Annotated in this window: 14 protein-coding genes; 4 read left to right on the forward strand and 10 right to left on the reverse strand. The window is 57.6% G+C overall.

What is annotated here, in order from left to right; all coding sequences use genetic code 11:
* Positions 1-139 precede the first annotated feature (139 nt).
* Positions 140-1,915, reverse strand: coding sequence for a glyoxylate carboligase (gcl, locus tag ATI02_RS02760; RefSeq protein WP_008083509.1), 1,776 nt, complete (start codon positions 1,913-1,915; stop codon positions 140-142).
* Between the two features lie 268 nt (positions 1,916-2,183).
* On the opposite strand from gcl, the gene ATI02_RS02765 reads away from it, so the two are divergent.
* Positions 2,184-2,624 carry a GlcG/HbpS family heme-binding protein gene (locus tag ATI02_RS02765; RefSeq protein WP_095190664.1) on the forward strand — a complete coding sequence of 147 codons (441 nt, stop codon included), beginning with the start codon at positions 2,184-2,186 and terminating at the stop codon, positions 2,622-2,624.
* Between the two features lie 212 nt (positions 2,625-2,836).
* Positions 2,837-3,295, forward strand: coding sequence for an REP-associated tyrosine transposase (locus ATI02_RS02770; RefSeq protein WP_095190663.1), 459 nt, complete (start codon positions 2,837-2,839; stop codon positions 3,293-3,295).
* Positions 3,296-3,408: 113 nt separating this feature from the next.
* On the opposite strand, the gene ATI02_RS02775 is transcribed toward ATI02_RS02770, so the two are convergent.
* Entirely contained in the window at positions 3,409-4,014 is a 606-nt protein-coding gene (locus ATI02_RS02775) for a TetR/AcrR family transcriptional regulator (RefSeq protein ID WP_007959290.1), read from the reverse strand.
* A gap of 135 nt (positions 4,015-4,149) precedes the next feature.
* Between ATI02_RS02775 and ATI02_RS02780 the strand changes: the two genes are divergently transcribed.
* On the forward strand, positions 4,150-5,064 hold the full coding sequence (locus ATI02_RS02780; RefSeq protein WP_100845367.1) for a DUF808 domain-containing protein: 915 nt from the start codon (positions 4,150-4,152) through the stop codon (positions 5,062-5,064).
* A 15-nt stretch (positions 5,065-5,079) separates the two neighbouring features.
* Here the strand turns inward: ATI02_RS02780 and ATI02_RS02785 are convergent, their stop codons facing one another.
* The 7 genes from ATI02_RS02785 to ATI02_RS02815 all read right to left on the reverse strand — a co-directional run bounded on the left by ATI02_RS02785 (position 5,080) and on the right by ATI02_RS02815 (position 13,769).
* Positions 5,080-5,904, reverse strand: coding sequence for a Cof-type HAD-IIB family hydrolase (locus tag ATI02_RS02785; RefSeq protein ID WP_095190661.1), 825 nt, complete (start codon positions 5,902-5,904; stop codon positions 5,080-5,082).
* A 73-nt stretch (positions 5,905-5,977) separates the two neighbouring features.
* Positions 5,978-6,652, reverse strand: coding sequence for a formyl transferase (locus ATI02_RS02790; RefSeq protein ID WP_192886576.1), 675 nt, complete (start codon positions 6,650-6,652; stop codon positions 5,978-5,980).
* Positions 6,639-8,498 (reverse strand): aminotransferase class I/II-fold pyridoxal phosphate-dependent enzyme, encoded by a 1,860-nt coding sequence (locus ATI02_RS02795; protein WP_100845368.1) that lies wholly within the window; start codon positions 8,496-8,498, stop codon positions 6,639-6,641. The genes ATI02_RS02790 and ATI02_RS02795 overlap by 14 nt, the downstream gene beginning before the upstream one ends.
* 14 nt (positions 8,499-8,512) lie before the next feature.
* The gene (locus ATI02_RS02800) at positions 8,513-9,712 is read right to left on the reverse strand and encodes a hypothetical protein (protein ID WP_100845369.1); all 1,200 of its coding nucleotides are present in this window, start codon (positions 9,710-9,712) and stop codon (positions 8,513-8,515) included.
* A gap of 115 nt (positions 9,713-9,827) precedes the next feature.
* On the reverse strand, positions 9,828-11,048 hold the full coding sequence (locus ATI02_RS02805) for an MFS transporter (protein ID WP_238156269.1): 1,221 nt from the start codon (positions 11,046-11,048) through the stop codon (positions 9,828-9,830).
* Between the two features lie 641 nt (positions 11,049-11,689).
* Positions 11,690-12,478 carry an MlaA family lipoprotein gene (locus ATI02_RS02810; RefSeq protein WP_095190657.1) on the reverse strand — a complete coding sequence of 263 codons (789 nt, stop codon included), beginning with the start codon at positions 12,476-12,478 and terminating at the stop codon, positions 11,690-11,692.
* The gene (locus tag ATI02_RS02815) at positions 12,471-13,769 is read right to left on the reverse strand and encodes a lipid asymmetry maintenance lipase MlaY (protein ID WP_095190656.1); all 1,299 of its coding nucleotides are present in this window, start codon (positions 13,767-13,769) and stop codon (positions 12,471-12,473) included. The genes ATI02_RS02810 and ATI02_RS02815 overlap by 8 nt, the downstream gene beginning before the upstream one ends.
* A gap of 224 nt (positions 13,770-13,993) precedes the next feature.
* Here ATI02_RS02815 and ATI02_RS02820 point away from each other — a divergent pair, with 224 nt between their 5' ends.
* On the forward strand, positions 13,994-14,362 hold the full coding sequence (locus ATI02_RS02820; RefSeq protein ID WP_100845370.1) for a hypothetical protein: 369 nt from the start codon (positions 13,994-13,996) through the stop codon (positions 14,360-14,362).
* 97 nt (positions 14,363-14,459) lie between these two features.
* Here the strand turns inward: ATI02_RS02820 and ATI02_RS02825 are convergent, their stop codons facing one another.
* The gene (locus ATI02_RS02825) at positions 14,460-16,055 is read right to left on the reverse strand and encodes a glycoside hydrolase family 17 protein (protein ID WP_100845371.1); all 1,596 of its coding nucleotides are present in this window, start codon (positions 16,053-16,055) and stop codon (positions 14,460-14,462) included.
* Between the last annotated feature and the right edge of the window lie 129 nt (positions 16,056-16,184).

The raw sequence follows: 16,184 nt of genomic DNA on the forward strand, positions 1-16,184 counted from the left end.
GTGGTCTCCCGTAAATCTTGTGAGGTTCCCCTTGTGGGAGCGAGCCTGCTCGCGAAAGCGGTCTGTCAGCCAACATCGGTGTTGGATATGAAGCCGTCTTCGCGAGCAGGCTCGCTCCCACAAGGAGAGCGGTCAGCAGTTAATCAAGCAGCGAAATCGCCGTTGGCGCATCGTTGCCGACCAGCGCCAGGTCTTCGAACTCGTTGACGGCGTTGATCTCGGTACCCATGGAGATGTTGGTCACACGCTCCAGAATGATCTCGACGATCACCGGCACCTTGAACTCTTCGATCATCTGTTCGGCCTTGCGCAGGGCAGGGGCGATTTCCGATGGTTCGAACACACGCAGCGCCTTGCAACCGAGGCCTTCGGCGACTGCGACGTGGTCAACACCGTAACCATTGAGTTCCGGCGCGTTCAGGTTATCGAAGGACAGCTGCACGCAGTAGTCCATTTCGAACCCGCGCTGTGCCTGACGGATCAGGCCCAGGTACGAGTTGTTCACCACGACGTGGATGTAAGGCAGTTTGAACTGAGCGCCGACCGCCAGTTCTTCGATCATGAACTGGAAATCATAATCCCCCGACAGGGCCACGACTTTACGGTTCGGATCGGCCTTGACCACGCCCAGCGCTGCCGGAATGGTCCAGCCCAACGGGCCTGCCTGGCCGCAGTTGATCCAGTGACGCGGCTTGTAGACGTGCAGGAACTGCGCGCCGGCAATCTGCGACAGACCAATGGTGCTGACGTAGCAGGTGTCCTTGCCGAACACCTGATTCATTTCTTCGTAAACGCGCTGTGGTTTCACCGGCACGTTGTCGAAGTGGGTTTTGCGATGCAGGCTGGCTTTGCGCTGCTGGCAATCCTGCAGCCAGGCACTGCGGTTTTTCAGCTTGCCGGCGGCTTGCCACTCACGGGCGACTTCGATGAACACGGTCAGCGCGGCAGCCGCGTCAGACACGATGCCCAGATCCGGCGTGAACACACGACCGATCTGCGTGCCTTCGATGTCGACGTGAATGAACTTGCGGCCTTCGGTGTACACGTCAACCGAACCGGTGTGACGGTTGGCCCAACGGTTACCGATGCCCAGCACCACGTCGGATTTGAGCATGGTGGCGTTGCCGTAGCGGTGCGAAGTCTGCAGACCGACCATGCCGACCATCAGCGGGTGATCGTCCGGGATGGTGCCCCAGCCCATCAGGGTCGGGATGACCGGGATGCCGGTCAATTCGGCGAACTCGACCAGCAAGTCGCTGGCGTCGGCGTTGATGATGCCACCACCGGCTACCAGCAATGGACGCTCGGCCTGATCGAGCAGGGCCAAAGCCTTCTCGACCTGAACGCGGGTGGCGGTCGGCTTGGCCAGCGGCAGAGGCTGGTAAGCGTCGATGTCGAATTCGATTTCGGCCATCTGCACGTCGAACGGCAGATCGATCAGCACAGGGCCTGGACGGCCGGAGCGCATTTCAAAGAACGCTTTCTGGAACGCGTACGGCACTTGGCCCGGCTCCAGAACAGTGGTCGCCCACTTGGTGACTGGCTTGACGATGCTGGTGATGTCGACCGCCTGGAAGTCTTCCTTGTGCATACGGGCGCGGGGTGCCTGGCCGGTAATGCAGAGGATGGGAATCGAGTCGGCCGAGGCGCTGTAGAGCCCGGTGACCATATCGGTACCGGCAGGGCCGGAAGTCCCGATGCACACGCCGATGTTGCCGGCCTTGGTGCGGGTGTAGCCCTCGGCCATGTGCGAGGCGCCTTCAACGTGGCGAGCGAGGACGTGATCGATGCCACCGACTTTCTGCAAGGCGGAGTACAGCGGGTTGATGGCAGCGCCTGGAATGCCAAAAGCGGTATCAACCCCTTCACGGCGCATCACCAGAACGGCGGCTTCGATTGCTCTCATTTTGCTCATGGTTTTGTGCCTCTTTACGTTTTGTAATTGTATACAAGTGGCTTTGCGCAGAGTGTATTCACGGCGGACGGCGCAGGTCAATCCATTTTCTCAAGCGGCTGTTTCATTTGTCGGAAGCCGTTTCTACTGTGGCTTTTCGTCGCATGTGGCGCTTTTCGAGAATTATTGTATACAAAAAAATAACTCATTGTGTTCTATTTGTTGCATCGGACTGCGGCACAAACGCGCAGTCCCACGACGTTCCCTATAACAAAATGAGGACGGCACCATGAGCGCTTTAACCTTGAAAGTCGCAGTCAACCTGGTCAATGAAGCCATCAGCGCAGGGCGGGCCATCTCCGCCGCGCCGCTGACCATCGCGGTACTCGATACCGGCGGCCACCTGATCACCCTGCAACGCGAAGACGGCGCCAGCCTGCTGCGCCCGCAAATCGCCATCGGCAAAGCCTGGGGCGCCATCGCCCTGGGCAAAGGCTCGCGTCTGCTGGCCCTGGACGCCCAACAACGCCCGGCCTTCATCGCCGCGCTCAACAGCATGGGGCAGGGCAGCGTCGTGCCGGCACCGGGCGGTGTGTTGATCCGTGATCAGGCGGGGGAGGTGTTGGGGGCGATCGGGATCAGTGGCGATCTGTCGGATGTTGATGAGCAGGTGGCGATCAAAGCGGTGCAGGCGCTGGATTTGAAGGCGGATGCGGGGGTGGCGGCTTGATCTTTAGCGCCTGATTAACCGCTATCGCGAGCAGGCTTACTCCTACAGGATCGTAGTCAGACACAAAATGTCTGAATGCCTTCGAGCCCCCTGTGGGAGCGAGCCTGCTCGCGAAGGCGATCTTGAATACATATCTGCTAAAAACCTTGCCACACCTTCCACCATTCCCAGAACTAGCCTCTTCATGAACTCAGCATGAGGAAGGCAAAGGAATGCCGGATTTATCAGCTTCACATCGCTTGCGCATTGGCCGCTACTCCGAACACAACCGCATCTACCTACTGACTACCAATACTGCAGGAAGGCTGCCTGTTTTCGGTGACTTTAAACTGGGTCGATTGGTCGTCAGCCAGTTTCGCGTCGCAGAAGAAAGGGGACTTGCCAACTCGTTGGCCTGGGTTGTCATGCCAGATCATTTTCACTGGCTGATTGAATTGAAGCGCGGTTCGCTAGGTGAGTTGATGCAACGAACCAAATCCCTCAGCACCAAAGCCGTGAATCTCTCGACCGGTCGAAATACCAGTCTTTGGCAATCAGGCTTTCATGATCGTGCGCTGCGCAAAGAAGAAGATCTGGTGAAGCTGGCTCGGTATATCGTGGCCAACCCGTTGCGGGCTGGTCTGGTTGAGACGCTTGGGGATTATCCGCTGTGGGATGCTATTTGGATCTGAACATAATTCTGTGTTGCTGCCATTCGCGAGCAGGCTCGCTCCCACAGGGAATTTGTGAACACCAAAGACCCAATGTGGGAGCGAGCCGCTCGCGAGGCAGTTGCCGCAGTGTCTCAGTCCGGCTCACACCCCTTCAGCACCAACCGGATAATCGTCTGCGCCGCCGCTTCATAGTCCGCCTCGTCCAGCTTGTCCTTACCGGTGACCGCAGAAATCTGCCAGTCGAAGTCGGCGTAGGTCTGGGTCGCGGCCCAGATGCTGAACATCAGATGGTTGGGGTCGATCGGGGCGATCTGGCCGCGGTCGATCCAGGTCTGGATGCAGTCGATGTTGTGTTTGGCCTGGCCGTTGAGCTGTTCGACCAGGTCGGCGCTCAGGTGTGGGGCGCCGTGCATGATTTCGCTGGCGAACACTTTGGAGGCGAAGGGCAGGTCGCGGGAGATGCGGATTTTCGAGCGGATGTAGCCGCTGAGGACTTCGCTCGGCACGCCGTCCGGATTGAACGGGGTCGACGCCTGCAGAATCGGCACGATGATACTTTCCAGCACCTCGCGGTAGAGGTTTTCCTTGGACTTGAAGTAGTAGTAGACGTTGGGCTTGGGCAATCCTGCCTTGGCGGCGATGTCGCTGGTTTTGGTCGCAGCGAAGCCCTTGTCGGCAAACTCCTCACTGGCGGCACGCAGGATCAGTTCTTTGTTGCGCTCGCGGATTGTGCTCATAAACCCGGTGGTTCCTTGCCTGTTCTGGCGGTTGCGCATGGTAGCACCGGCCTCGCGCGGCGCTCAAGAATGCCCCGTGTGGTCAGTGGTCGCGTTATGCTTCGCACCATTCATACATAAAAGGAAACAGGATTCATGGCAGGAAGCAGTTTGCTGGTGCTGATCGACGACATCGCCACCGTTCTGGATGACGTTGCGTTGATGACCAAAATGGCCGCCAAGAAGACCGCAGGCGTGCTCGGTGACGACTTGGCGCTGAATGCCCAGCAAGTCTCCGGCGTACGCGCCGAACGAGAAATCCCGGTTGTCTGGGCAGTGGCCAAAGGTTCGTTCGTCAACAAACTGATCCTGGTGCCATCGGCACTGGCGATCAGTGCGTTCGCGCCGTGGCTGGTAACGCCGCTGTTGATGGTCGGTGGCGCGTATCTGTGTTTCGAGGGTTTCGAGAAGCTGGCGCACAAGTTTCTCCACAGCAAGGCGGAAGATGACGCCGAGCATGCGCAACTGACCGAAGCGGTGGCCGATCCGGCAACCGATCTGGTGGCGTACGAGAAGGACAAGATCAAAGGTGCGATCCGCACTGACTTCATTCTCTCGGCAGAAATCATCGCGATCACCCTCGGCACCGTGGCTACTGCTTCGCTGTCCCAGCAAGTGATCGTGATGTCAGGCATCGCCATCGTCATGACCGTGGGCGTTTACGGTCTGGTGGCCGGTATCGTCAAGCTCGACGATCTCGGTCTCTGGCTGACGCAGAAGCCTGGGCAGATCGCCAAAAAAATCGGTAACGGCATCCTGGTCGCGGCACCGTACATGATGAAAACCCTGTCGGTGGTGGGCACCGCAGCGATGTTCCTGGTCGGCGGCGGCATCCTGACCCATGGCGTACCGGTGGTGGGGCACTGGATTGAGGGTGTTGGCGCGGCGGCGGGCGCTGCCGGGTTTGCAGTGCCGATGTTGCTCAACGGGGTGGTGGGGATTATTGCCGGTGGCGTGGTGTTAATTGCTGTGAGCCTGGTTGGCAAACTGTGGAAGGCTGCGCGGGCATAAAACGCCCGCGCTTGATCATGCCGGGACGGTAGCGTTCTGTAGCAAATGGTTCCACAGGTACTGCGCGACGGCTTCATCCGTGCACGGGCCAATGACCTCGGCGTCGGGAAGCGCCTGCATCAACTCGGCATGCGCATTACCCATGAGCACCCCTTTGCCGACGCCGGACAACATGTCGGCGTCGTTCAATCCGTCGCCAAACGCGATGCATGCCTGCACGGGCACGTTCAGGAAGTCGGCGAGCTGTTTCAAGGCATTGCCCTTGGAGACGTCTCGGGTCATGACCTCCAGACACCATGGGAAGGTGAAGACAGTGCTGATCTGATCGCCCAGCAGTTGGTTCAGCCGTGTCTGCAACCTGAGCAGGGCGCCGTGATCCTTGTTCCGCTGAAAGAAAAACACCTTCTGCACGGCGGTCAACGGCAGGCTTTCGGACGCGCAGATCACCGGCTGAAAGGCTGGATTCTGGCTGAAGTCCTTGAGGTTTTCGTCTTCGCGGCTCATCAACCAACTGGACTGGCAGTAAAGGTTGATGGTCAGATCCGCGTCTCCTCGCGTTTCCTCCAGCAGTGTCTGGACGACGCTGGCCGGTAACTCTTCGCTCAGTGCAAGCCCACCGCAGGCGCTGGAAATGCGCGCACCATTGGACGTGATCAAATGAACCGGCAGCGACTGACTGTCGAGCAACGACTCGACGTCTGTCTGGTGCCGACCGGTAGCCAGCACGATGTGATGGCCGGCGTGGTTCAGGCTGTGAATCACGCTTTTGGTAAAAGCACCGAACGTACCGCCTGGCAGCAGCAGCGTGCCGTCCAGGTCAGAGGCAATAAGCAAGTACATGATGGCTCCTTCGAAGGGATCGCCCGCCGACCCGATTGCCGCGTGCGCAAGCAACCGAGCGGCGCCGCAAAGGTTACTGTCGTTCGCGCAGTTTCTCTGATTGTGCTTTGGTGAAGGTCATCCGATCTTCCAGCCGGAGATTGTCCTTTTCGTAGTAGATGCTCATGTCGGCATGTTTCTGCGGGACCGCGACGATGCGCTCGATCAGCGGCAAGGTATCCACCAGCAACTGCCGGGCATAACCCATCGCGCGGGTATAGGTGTCGATCACTTCTTCGAACTCGGGGTAGATGTTGAAGGCCACCTGATTGAGGATCGGCCCTTCGTCGATGCCCTCGCTGATCTCGTGCAACGTCGCGCCGTGCATCCGCTCGCCATTCTTCAGTGCCCAGTTGACCGGACGTACGCCGCGGTATTTCGGCAGGTAGGAAAGGTGCAGGTTGATGATTTTCGCGCAGCAATCGATGTAGCGCTTGGGCAAAATTCTCTTGTGGAAAATCACCAGGCAGATGTCACAGGCGAACGTGCCGTCGGCATAACCGGGCAAGTCTTCGATCAAGCCGCTTTCGACCACTTCGATCCCTTGCTCCCGGCAATACTGGATCAACGTGCGTTCAGTGCTGACCGGCTCGAAAGGATCGGCCACCACGTACGACACCGTATGGTCGGGGGACGCGTTGAAATATTCACAGGCGAAAATGGCCAGTTCGCCCTTGCCGCAAATCACTACCTTCTTAGGCAAGTTCAACGGTGCTCTCCTTCGGTTGGCTGCTGGTTTGTTTCAGTGATGCCAGATCCTGCATCACGCAAGTCAGGGCCTGGATCAAACGGGCGTTTTCGTCAGGCGTACGGCAGGAGATCCGGAAATACTTATCGGAATCGTCATTGCGCTTGCCCGAGCACTCCTTGATGTACATGTGGTGCTCGTCCAGCAACAACCGGGAAATGGTCTGGGCGTCGGCGTGATGGGTCTTGCAGTAAATGAAGTTTGCTTCAGTCTCGAAACCGCTGATGCCGTCGATCGCGTTCAGCGCCTGTTGAAACGCGCGAGTGTCGTTGATCACTTGTTGGCAACTGGCCAGGTATTCCTGTTGATACTGGGGCAGATGCAACAGGAACTCTTCGGCAAAGCCGTTGATGTTCCAGATCGGCAGCAGCGAATTGATCAGCGCCATCAATGTCCGGTTGGCACTGGCCAGGTATCCGATGCGAATTCCGCCGATACCGAACGTTTTGCTCATGCTGCGAATCACCACCAGGTTGGGATGATCGTCGAGCACATTGAGCATGGTGCTGCTGGCATGGTTGGAGAAGTCGAGGAACGACTCATCGACGATCAGCGAGATATCCAGTTCCAGCAACTGAGCAGCAAGCGAAGCCAGCGCCGAGGCGGGCGTCAGGGCGCCAGTCGGGTTGTTGGGCGACTCGATGATCACTACCTCGGGACGCTGCTGCCGGCAGGTGGCGAGCAACGCGTCGATGTCGATAGCGAAGTCATCCTCTTCTCGCGTGTAGTGGCAGAGCGTGCGCTGCTCACCGAACACGTTCGCGTATTCGTTGAAGGACGGTACTGTCACCAACGCGCTGCCGGTATAGACGGACGGCAGCAATTTGATGATTTCCGCCGCACCATTGGCGATGCACAGGTGCCTTGCGGAGACACCGAGGAATTCACTGAGCGACTCTTCGATGAGCTTTCTGCCGCCAGGGTAGTTCAGGAGGATGTGATCGAAGTTGTCCCTGATCTTGTCTTTCATCTGCTGTGGCGGGAAGTGGAAGTTGTAGATCAGGGCGAAGTCCAGCATCGGGTAGCGCCAGTAACCGCCGTGGCGATTTTGTACGAAGCCCAGACGATCACGACTGGAAATGTAGTTGCAGACCGTCAGGTCGTAATAATTGTCGACTTCATACCATTCGGTGGTCGGCACGATGACCGTCCGAATATCCCATTTGCCCTCAAGCGAGGCTTTTTTGAAGACGTCTTCGTAGTAGGCGTTGACGTTGTCTTTGCGCACGTTACTGGCGAGTTGTTTTTTGACGTGCTCGGCGAACGTGGTTGATCCGATCTGGTACAGGTTGACGGTCTTGTATTGGCCGTCATGCGCTTGGTGGCCGATGTCCTTGGTTGAGCCGAAACCCTGCAAATGGTCTCCCTCGAGCACGGCGTAGGTGCCCTCCATGTTCTTGCCAAGCGGCGACACCAGGGCGATCAGGTCACCGGGTTTTTGCAGAAGCTGTTGCAGGCTGGAGGCCGAGAAATAAATGTCGCCCTCGATGATCAGCGTGTTTGCGGTAATGTGCTCGCGCGCCAGATACAGCGAGTAGATGTTGTTGGTCGTGGCCCAGTCCGGGTTGCTGACAAACTCAAAGTTGATAGCGGTGTCCATTGCCCGAAGGTGAGCGGTAATGGTTTCGGACTGATAGCCGACCACAACCACCACGTTGGTGATACCCAACGTTTGGAGGTTGTTCAGGGCATTGTCGATGAAGGCGATATTGTTGGTCTTCACCAACGGCTTCGGCGTGTGGCGCGTGCGCTTGCCCAGGCGACTTCCGCGTCCGGCACACAGAATGATGGCTGTCTGGTTGTTCATTGTCATTTCCTTATTTAATGAAAGATGAGTCCGGGCACCACGTGCTGGTAGACCCATACGCCGTCGATCCTGCCGCGAAAGCTCTCCTCGCCACCGCTGTCGCCACCGGTCTTGATCCCGGCACCGAGGCCGAATGAGTGGAAGTTTTCCAGCACCCGACCCTCGCGAGTGATCGGATTGAGTTGCGCGTTGGTGAGCAGCCCGAAGTCGTCCTGTTGAAGTTCCAGTGGTGTGCCGTCGACATCCAGCAAGGGCACCAGCCCCGCCTTGTACCCGGTGCTGTGAATCAGCAAATCGGATTGTGCGATCAGACCCAGCACCTGATCGGTAGAGGCGTGCGCTATGTCCACGATGTCGAGATTGCGGATCAGCCCTTGTTTGATCTTGCGGGCGAATTCAAACGAGTCGTAGCGCAGGCCCGAATAGCGGTTGACCCTTTGACTTGCCTGGCAAATATCGGCATCGACAAACGGATAGTCTTGCTCGCGGGCGGAGGCTGGGGAGTCAAAGAACAGTTTGAAATCGCGTTTGGTCAGCAACGTGATGGTGCCTGGGAAATCCAGCTGTTCAACCAGACGAATCAGGCAGGAAATGGCGCTGTGCGAAGAACCAACGATGGTCAGGTTCTGGTATGCGCCACTTTTCAATGCCTGGTCGTACGTGCCCTTGAGCAGTGCGTCCGAGTTGATGTTGTGATGCGGGTGCTGCACGGTGGCTTGATTGAGCCGGCCGCCAATGTTGAAGATGATCTTTTTGCACAGCGCCTCTACACGCTGGCCATCGAGCAGGTAACTGACGCGGTAGTGGCCTTGCGGGGTCAGGCGAACTTCGCAGACCGTCGACTCAGTGGAAATTTCGAAGCGTTTGTAGAGCGATTGATGCTCGGTAACGTAAGTGCCGATGTGTTCGAGGAAGCGCCCAACGTGGTGCAGCTCAACTGCTTCAGTGCGCCGCTCGGAAAAATATTTCCATTCTGCTGTGCTCTGCAGGAAGCGGCTCAGATCGTCCGTACGGTCCTGGAATTTTTCCAGAAAGACCACGCCAAGCGAGTTGGCGGTAATCCGGTATTGACCGATTTCGCCGCTGCCCAGTGTTTTGGATTTCTCAAGTATCAGGCAGCGTTGTATCTGTTCATTGTGAATAAGATCAGGTAACAACGAGATATTGGCGGGTCCGGCACCACATAGGATGAGGTCATAAATCGGCGTATTCATGGTGTTTGCCTGATAGTTGAGAAGTTCGAGAAATTTACTTTTTCGAGGCGAAGAAGTTTCCCGCTACCGTTGTTGGTGCGCAGGGATGGAACTATGGAAACTTCGCGTCGAGTGATCAGTTATGCACTGGCGCCGTTTCGATGTTGATCGCCGAAGCGTCTGTTTCAGCAATGGCTTTTTTGTGCCGGAAGATGCCGATAAATATGGCCGTCATCAGAAGGCTGGCAAGCGTCAGGAATATATAAAGCGCCGTTCCGCTGAGTCTCTGTATAAACACGCCGCCGACAATCGGCGCCAGAGAAAAGCCGATGCTATATAAAGAGGCTGCGCCAAAGTAAGCTCCGCGCAAGTTCGGCGGGGCCAGGCTGTCGACAAACATATTGATACATGGAAACAGCAACGTCTGGCTGATACTCATGATCAGTACGGCGCTGTACCACAGCGGTTTGACGTCATAGAAATGCGCGGCCAAGGCAAAAACCGCCTCGCTGATGACCAGCAGTGCCGAGCCCAGGTAGATCTTGGTATTCAACGATACCGATGACAGGGCGCTGGCAAGCGGCAGTTGCAGCAGGACGATCGTCGAGGCATGCAAGACGATCAGTGAAGCGACAAAGGGCAGGTAGCCGTCGAAAGCCAGAGCAGCCATCAGTTGCGGCAGGCTGGAGTCAAAACTGCCGAAGATGAACATCATGATGATGTTATTGATCACCAGCGCCAGGAATAAACGGTCTTTCGCAAGTACGCCCATGGTACTTTTGAAGCTGGTGGTATTGACCGCTTTAAGGCTCACGCCTTTTCCGAAGACCAGCACGCTGACCAGCAGCAGAACGTAGGAGGCTGTCACCAGCACGAACGACAGAGAGTCTGAGGAGATCCCCAGTTTCAGGCCGAAATAGGGGCCGGTCGCCGCTCCGGCATTCAAAAAAAAGTAGCGCAGATGCATGGCGCGCTCGATCAGAGCCCGTGACTCGATGATATCGCCAATGACGGTTTTGATCGGGTTGTTGACCAGCGCCCACGACAGGTTCGCCAGCAAAGTGCCTGCGATGTAGCCATACGCATTGCTGCTGACACCCAGCAGCAGATAAGAAGTTGCAGCGACGACACAGCCCAGTACGATGATTTTCAAGCGGCCGATCTTGTCTGACAGGTAGCCGCTGTAAAAACTCACGATCGATGACAGTGCGATGGACAGTGTCAGGATCAGACCGATAAATGTCGCACTGAAACCAAATCGGGTATACAGCACGATCGAGATAAACGGCCAGACCATCATTGATGTTGCGCGGGTGACAAAGGTGCCGATAAACAATATCCAGATGAACAGTGGCATCTCGGACAGATATCGACGGATACCGGTTCTTATTGAAATATGCATATTTAAAGGTGGCCGCAGTTCAACCTCTGATTTGGTGCAGGTTGAAGTTGTTTGATCAATGCACTGCCAAAGTCACGCGCTGTAGTATTTCATCCGCATCTATTTGAAGATGCACGGCGCGTTATGCCAGTCGAGTGGCATGTTTAACGTGTCGATGGATGTTTTACTCATCATGCGAGCAACTCGCTATGCGCAAGTTTCGCTGAAAATTGAATAATAACGTCCGCGGCTACCGACAACCTGTAAGTGGCGGGTAGAAACGCGTCGAGAGGGAGGATAGGGCGAGACCGATATCATTCCTTGATTGTCGTTGAACACATCATTGCTTCCTTGGCAGTGTTGATCCGAGTCTACATAAAGCGTCACAAAATGTTAATAAAAAATTCACATTTAAATTTTTGTGTTCGATTTCGAATGCGCGTATCGCTGTCACTCCCGAGTTCGTTAAGCGCAGGGAGCCCAATTTAATAGACGAATCGGCAATGGCGGTCTTTACCCTGGCGGACGCCGGGTGCTGGCATGAAAGAGGCAGCGGGGGGGAGGCGGGGGCGCTGGCAAGCCCCCACAAATCGGTGCTTGCCAGCGCTTTGCAGCAGTTACTCGGCGATCTGCAGCTTGCGTGACTCGGTGTATACGTAGCGCACTTTTTCGTATTCGAATGGTGAGTTCAGCTGACCATAGCGGAAGCTGGTCTGGTAGCGCTTGTCGACCGCGCGCAGGGCCCAGATTTCCGGGTGGTTGGAGCTGACTTCCGAGACGTTGAGGAAGTTGATCGCTGATTCGGTGGTGTAGTCGACAGCCAGGCCTGCAGTATCGCGCAGGTTGGATGGGCCGAAGATCGGCAGGACGAAGTAGGCGCCGCCCGGTACGCCGTAGAAGCCCAGGGTCTGACCGAAGTCTTCGTTCTGACGCGGCAGGCCCATGGCGGTCGCCGGGTCCCACAGGCCGGCGATGCCGATGGTGGTGTTGAGCAGCAGGCGCGCAGTGGTTTCCATCGAACGCTGGCCCTTGAACTGCAGCAGGCTGTTGACCAGGTTCGGCACGTCGCCAAGGTTATTGAAGAAGTTGCTCACGCCGGTGCGCACGAAGCCCGGTGTGACGTAGCGGTAACCATCGACCACTGGCAGAAACACCCATTGGTCGAAGCGGTAGTTGAAGTGGTAAACCCGGCGGTTCCACGATTCCAGTGGATCGTAGACGTTCAGCGCGTTGAGCGTCGAGCGCTCGAATTCGCGCTGATCCAGCCCCGGGTTGAACTTGAGTTTGGACAGCGGCTCCTTGAAGCCATCGCTGTCGACCACCACCGGTGCATTGGCTTTGCTGTTGTCGGCCTGGGCCACGCCTGCACAGAGTAACGCTGCAATCAGCAGGAGATATTTAGCCACGGAAGAACTCCAGCATGGCGTCGCTGTTGACGCGGTAGTTAAGGTTGCCGCAATGGCCACCCAGTGGGTAAACGGTCAGGCGATCGCCGAATGTCTTGCGCAGGAAACCGAGGTCACCCGGGCCGAGGATCACGTCGTCGGCGTTGTGCATGACGGCGATTTTCGGGCTGTCGTGCAGGTAATCCTTCAGGGCGTACAAACTGACCTGGTCGATCAGTTGCAGCAGGCTGCCGCCGTCGGTGCGTGCGCGCCACATCGGAATCACTTGTTCAGTCAGGTAGCAATCGAAGTCGCATTGCAGCGCGCGCTTGAGGAACGGCGTCAGGCTGGTGCCTTCGGTGATCGGGAATTTCGGCGGGGTGATCAGGCCTCGACGGTTGATCAGGTCCGAAGTGAAGGCGATGTCGGCAGCCGAGAAGCGGAACGAGGTACCGATCAGCATCGCCATCTGCTCGTTGCTCAGATGCTGCTTGGACTGCTGGAAGTCATAGAGCAGGGCGTCATTGAGGTCGATATAGCCTTTCTGCTGGAAGTACCGGGTCAACTTGGAGAGCACCAGTTCATAGAACGTGGTGCTGTTGTTGATGCCTTTGACCTCGGTCTGCACCAGCTTGTCGAGGTTGGTGATCGAGGTGTAGAGGTTCACCGGCGGATTGAGCAGCAGGACTTTCTTGAAGTTGAAGCTACGACGGGTTTCGTCCAGATGCGCGACGAATGCAGCATCGAGAGCGCCGAGGCTATAGCCCGTGAGGTAGTACTCAGTGACCGGCAGTTTCGGGTTTTGCGCCCGCACGGCCTGCATCACCCGGTACATGTCTTCGGCGTCTTCCTTGGTCACGCCCGGCGTGGCGAATCGCGAGGCGGCGCTGATGAAGTCGAAGCTGGTTGGCGACGACAGCTGCACGACGTGATAGCCGGCCTTGTAGTAGAGCTTTTTCAGGTATTCGTTGAGCGTGCTGTCGTAGCGCGCGCCGGTGCCGGCGATCAGGAAAATCAGCGGCGCTGGCTTGTCCTGTTCGGCGATGCGGTAGGTAAGCTTTTTCACCGGCCAGAAATTGTCCGGCAGGATGAACTCGCGTTCCGGGCGCAAGGTGACGCTGCGGTCCGACTGATTGATGTCGTCGTCCAGCGGCAACTCCGGGCGCAAGTCCGGCGGTGTCGTGGCGATGGTCGCCTCGAACGGGTTGGTCAGGGGATAGCCATAACTGGCGGCGTCGATATCCACCGCCAGTGCGGACGCACTCAAAATAAGGCCGCTGAACAGCGCGGCGAAGCGCAAGGAACGGAGCATGACTAGATCCCTTAGAGGAAGGTGCCGAATGAAGTTCGCAGGCTATGACCACCGGGGTTGCGCCAAAGTGCCATGCTGCGGCACCAAACAGGCAGAATTCGGAGTAATAGTAGCTGGACGATACACTTTGCAAGGTTTGGCTGACCAGTTAAGTGTTGTTAGCGCTTGCGTATAGCGGACGGCAGATTAAGCTGGCCGCCGATTTCCGTTGATTGGAGTGCTCCATGTCTCGCCGCTTGCCCGTGATTCTGCTGCTCGTTTTGCTGCCGTTATGGCTGGCCGCCAGTTATGGCGCGCGTTATGGCTTCATGGAGGATGGGCAGTGGGTCGGCATCTGCGTTGATGAGGCCAGTCGCTGGGAGTGTCAGCTACGGTCGAACCTGGGGCTTATGATTCATTTCAAGGTATTGGGCTGGGCGGCGCTGGGTGCGGCGGTGATTGGCTATGTCGTGCCGGGGCGGACAGGGTGGTGGCTGGCGGTGCTGGCGTTGGTGTTCGGGCTGCCGGCGCTGGCGTTGTACAACACGACGTTGGCGGTGTTTGCGGTGGTGATTGCCGGGTTGCGCCTGGTCAGAGCCTCCCGTAGCGCCTGACAATCAGCCTTCGCGAGCAAGCCCGCTCCCACAGGAGAATGCATTCCAAATGTGGGAGCGAGCCTGCTCGCGAAGAGGCCAGTACAGACGCTGAAGATCAGCGGGTGCGGACGCGAAGGCAGCGCCACAGTGCCGCGACCATCAACAAGCTCACCAGCGCCCAACCCCAGGCCTGCTGATTCAGCAATCCTTCTTCATACAACTGCGGCGCAATGCCGGCGCCGATGATAAAGGTCAGCAGCGCAATCTCCCGACGCGGTACGTTGACCGGTCGGCACAGGTAAACCAGCGCCGGCACGACAAACGCCATGCTCGCAAAACTGCGATAACGCGCATCGAATACCATCTCTAGCATCATCACCGCCGCCGCGAACCCTGCCGCTGCCACGAGCCACCCAGCGCGACGTTCCAGCAGATTGAACGCCCGTTCACGCCAGCCGGTACGTGCGCTCAGCGTCAGCGCGGCATGCGCCAGCACCAACAGATTCAACGCTGTCAGCAAGCCAACCCACAACCACTCGCTGGCAAACCGCGTGGTCACTCGCGCCAGATCACCCCAGGCACCGATGGCACAAGCGGCGAGGGCGCCCAACACTGGCAGCACTAGCGCCGCACGCGTCGTGCGTACGCGGCCGCCAAGAATCAGCGTCCCAAGAAAAATCAAACCACCCACCGCCAGCCATTGTTTCCAGTACGGCACATTCGTTACCGGGCCAGCGAGTACGCCCTTGTCCTGGCGATCGGCATCGAACAGGCCCCAATAACCGCCGACCGCACCTTCACTCGCGCGTTTCCATGGCTGGTCAAACGCTTCGATCAGGTTGTAATGCCAGCCTTCTTTCTCGGCCATCGCGACAAAACCACGAATGAACTTGGCCTCGTTGACCCGGCTCGGCAGGGCGGTCTCGCGCTGACGGCCTTCGCTCGGCCAGCCGGTTTCGCCAATCATCACGTCCTTGGGCGCGAACTTGTTGCCGAATACCTGACGTACATCCGCCACGTGTTGCAGCGCCGCATCGATATTCGACGGATCGTCTTCCCAGTACGGCAGCAAGTGAATGGTCAGGAAATCCACCGCCGGCGCGACTTCCGGGTGTTTGAGCCAGAACTCCCAGACATCGGCATAGGTGACCGGTTGTTTGATCTGGCTCTTCACTTTGGTGATCAGTCTGACCAGTTGTGCGGCGGTGACTTCTTTACGCAGTAATGCTTCGTTACCGACGATCACCGCGTTGACCACGTCCGGGTTGGCATTGGCCGATTGGATCAGCAGATCGACTTCCTTCTCGGTGTCCACCGGGTTGCTGTTGACCCAGGCGCCGATCATCAATTTCAGGCCATGTTTGCGCGCCAGATCCGGCAGCGCTTCGAGGCCTGTCATCGAATAGGTCCGGATGCATTCGAAGCGCGTCGCCAGCAGGGCGAGGTCGGCGTCCATGCGCTCCGGACGCAACTTGAACGGCACGTCGAACGGCGACTGGTCTTTGTCGAACGGCGTGTAAGACGCGCACTGCAGCTTGTGCGTCGGGGTGGCGGCGTCCGGCAGGATCACCGGTTTGCCCAGCCCGTACCAGAAGCCACCAAGGCCGAAGAGGCCGAGCAGGCAGGCGAATATGTAAGGAAGCAAAGCAAAGCGGGACGTCGCGGACATGGTCAGGCCGAGTGGCTGCAAAGCGACGCATGTTACCTGCATTTAGCAGGGGGTTGGTGGCTTGCATGGTTTTGACATGCAAAGTTCGGGCGGATTTTCTGGCGTCATTTATATAGGTGCGATTAATGGCTTTCTGATGTCGTTTCTCGTTGCCTTGAGGTCGCTGACAGA

The organism is Pseudomonas baetica, assembly GCF_002813455.1.
GTDB classification, from domain to species: domain Bacteria; phylum Pseudomonadota; class Gammaproteobacteria; order Pseudomonadales; family Pseudomonadaceae; genus Aquipseudomonas; species Aquipseudomonas baetica.

Coding starts and splice junctions, on each gene's coding strand:
- gcl (WP_008083509.1), bottom strand. CDS start 1,915: ATGAGCAAAATGAGAGCAATCGAAGCCGCCGTTCTGGTGATGCGCCGT.
- ATI02_RS02770 (WP_095190663.1), top strand. CDS start 2,837: ATGCCGGATTTATCAGCTTCACATCGCTTGCGCATTGGCCGCTACTCC.
- ATI02_RS02800 (WP_100845369.1), bottom strand. CDS start 9,712: ATGAATACGCCGATTTATGACCTCATCCTATGTGGTGCCGGACCCGCC.
- ATI02_RS02805 (WP_238156269.1), bottom strand. CDS start 11,048: ATGCCACTGTTCATCTGGATATTGTTTATCGGCACCTTTGTCACCCGC.
- ATI02_RS02795 (WP_100845368.1), bottom strand. CDS start 8,498: ATGAACAACCAGACAGCCATCATTCTGTGTGCCGGACGCGGAAGTCGC.
- ATI02_RS02765 (WP_095190664.1), top strand. CDS start 2,184: ATGAGCGCTTTAACCTTGAAAGTCGCAGTCAACCTGGTCAATGAAGCC.
- ATI02_RS02815 (WP_095190656.1), bottom strand. CDS start 13,769: ATGCTCCGTTCCTTGCGCTTCGCCGCGCTGTTCAGCGGCCTTATTTTG.
- ATI02_RS02775 (WP_007959290.1), bottom strand. CDS start 4,014: ATGAGCACAATCCGCGAGCGCAACAAAGAACTGATCCTGCGTGCCGCC.
- ATI02_RS02820 (WP_100845370.1), top strand. CDS start 13,994: ATGTCTCGCCGCTTGCCCGTGATTCTGCTGCTCGTTTTGCTGCCGTTA.
- ATI02_RS02780 (WP_100845367.1), top strand. CDS start 4,150: ATGGCAGGAAGCAGTTTGCTGGTGCTGATCGACGACATCGCCACCGTT.
- ATI02_RS02785 (WP_095190661.1), bottom strand. CDS start 5,904: ATGTACTTGCTTATTGCCTCTGACCTGGACGGCACGCTGCTGCTGCCA.
- ATI02_RS02825 (WP_100845371.1), bottom strand. CDS start 16,055: ATGCAGGTAACATGCGTCGCTTTGCAGCCACTCGGCCTGACCATGTCC.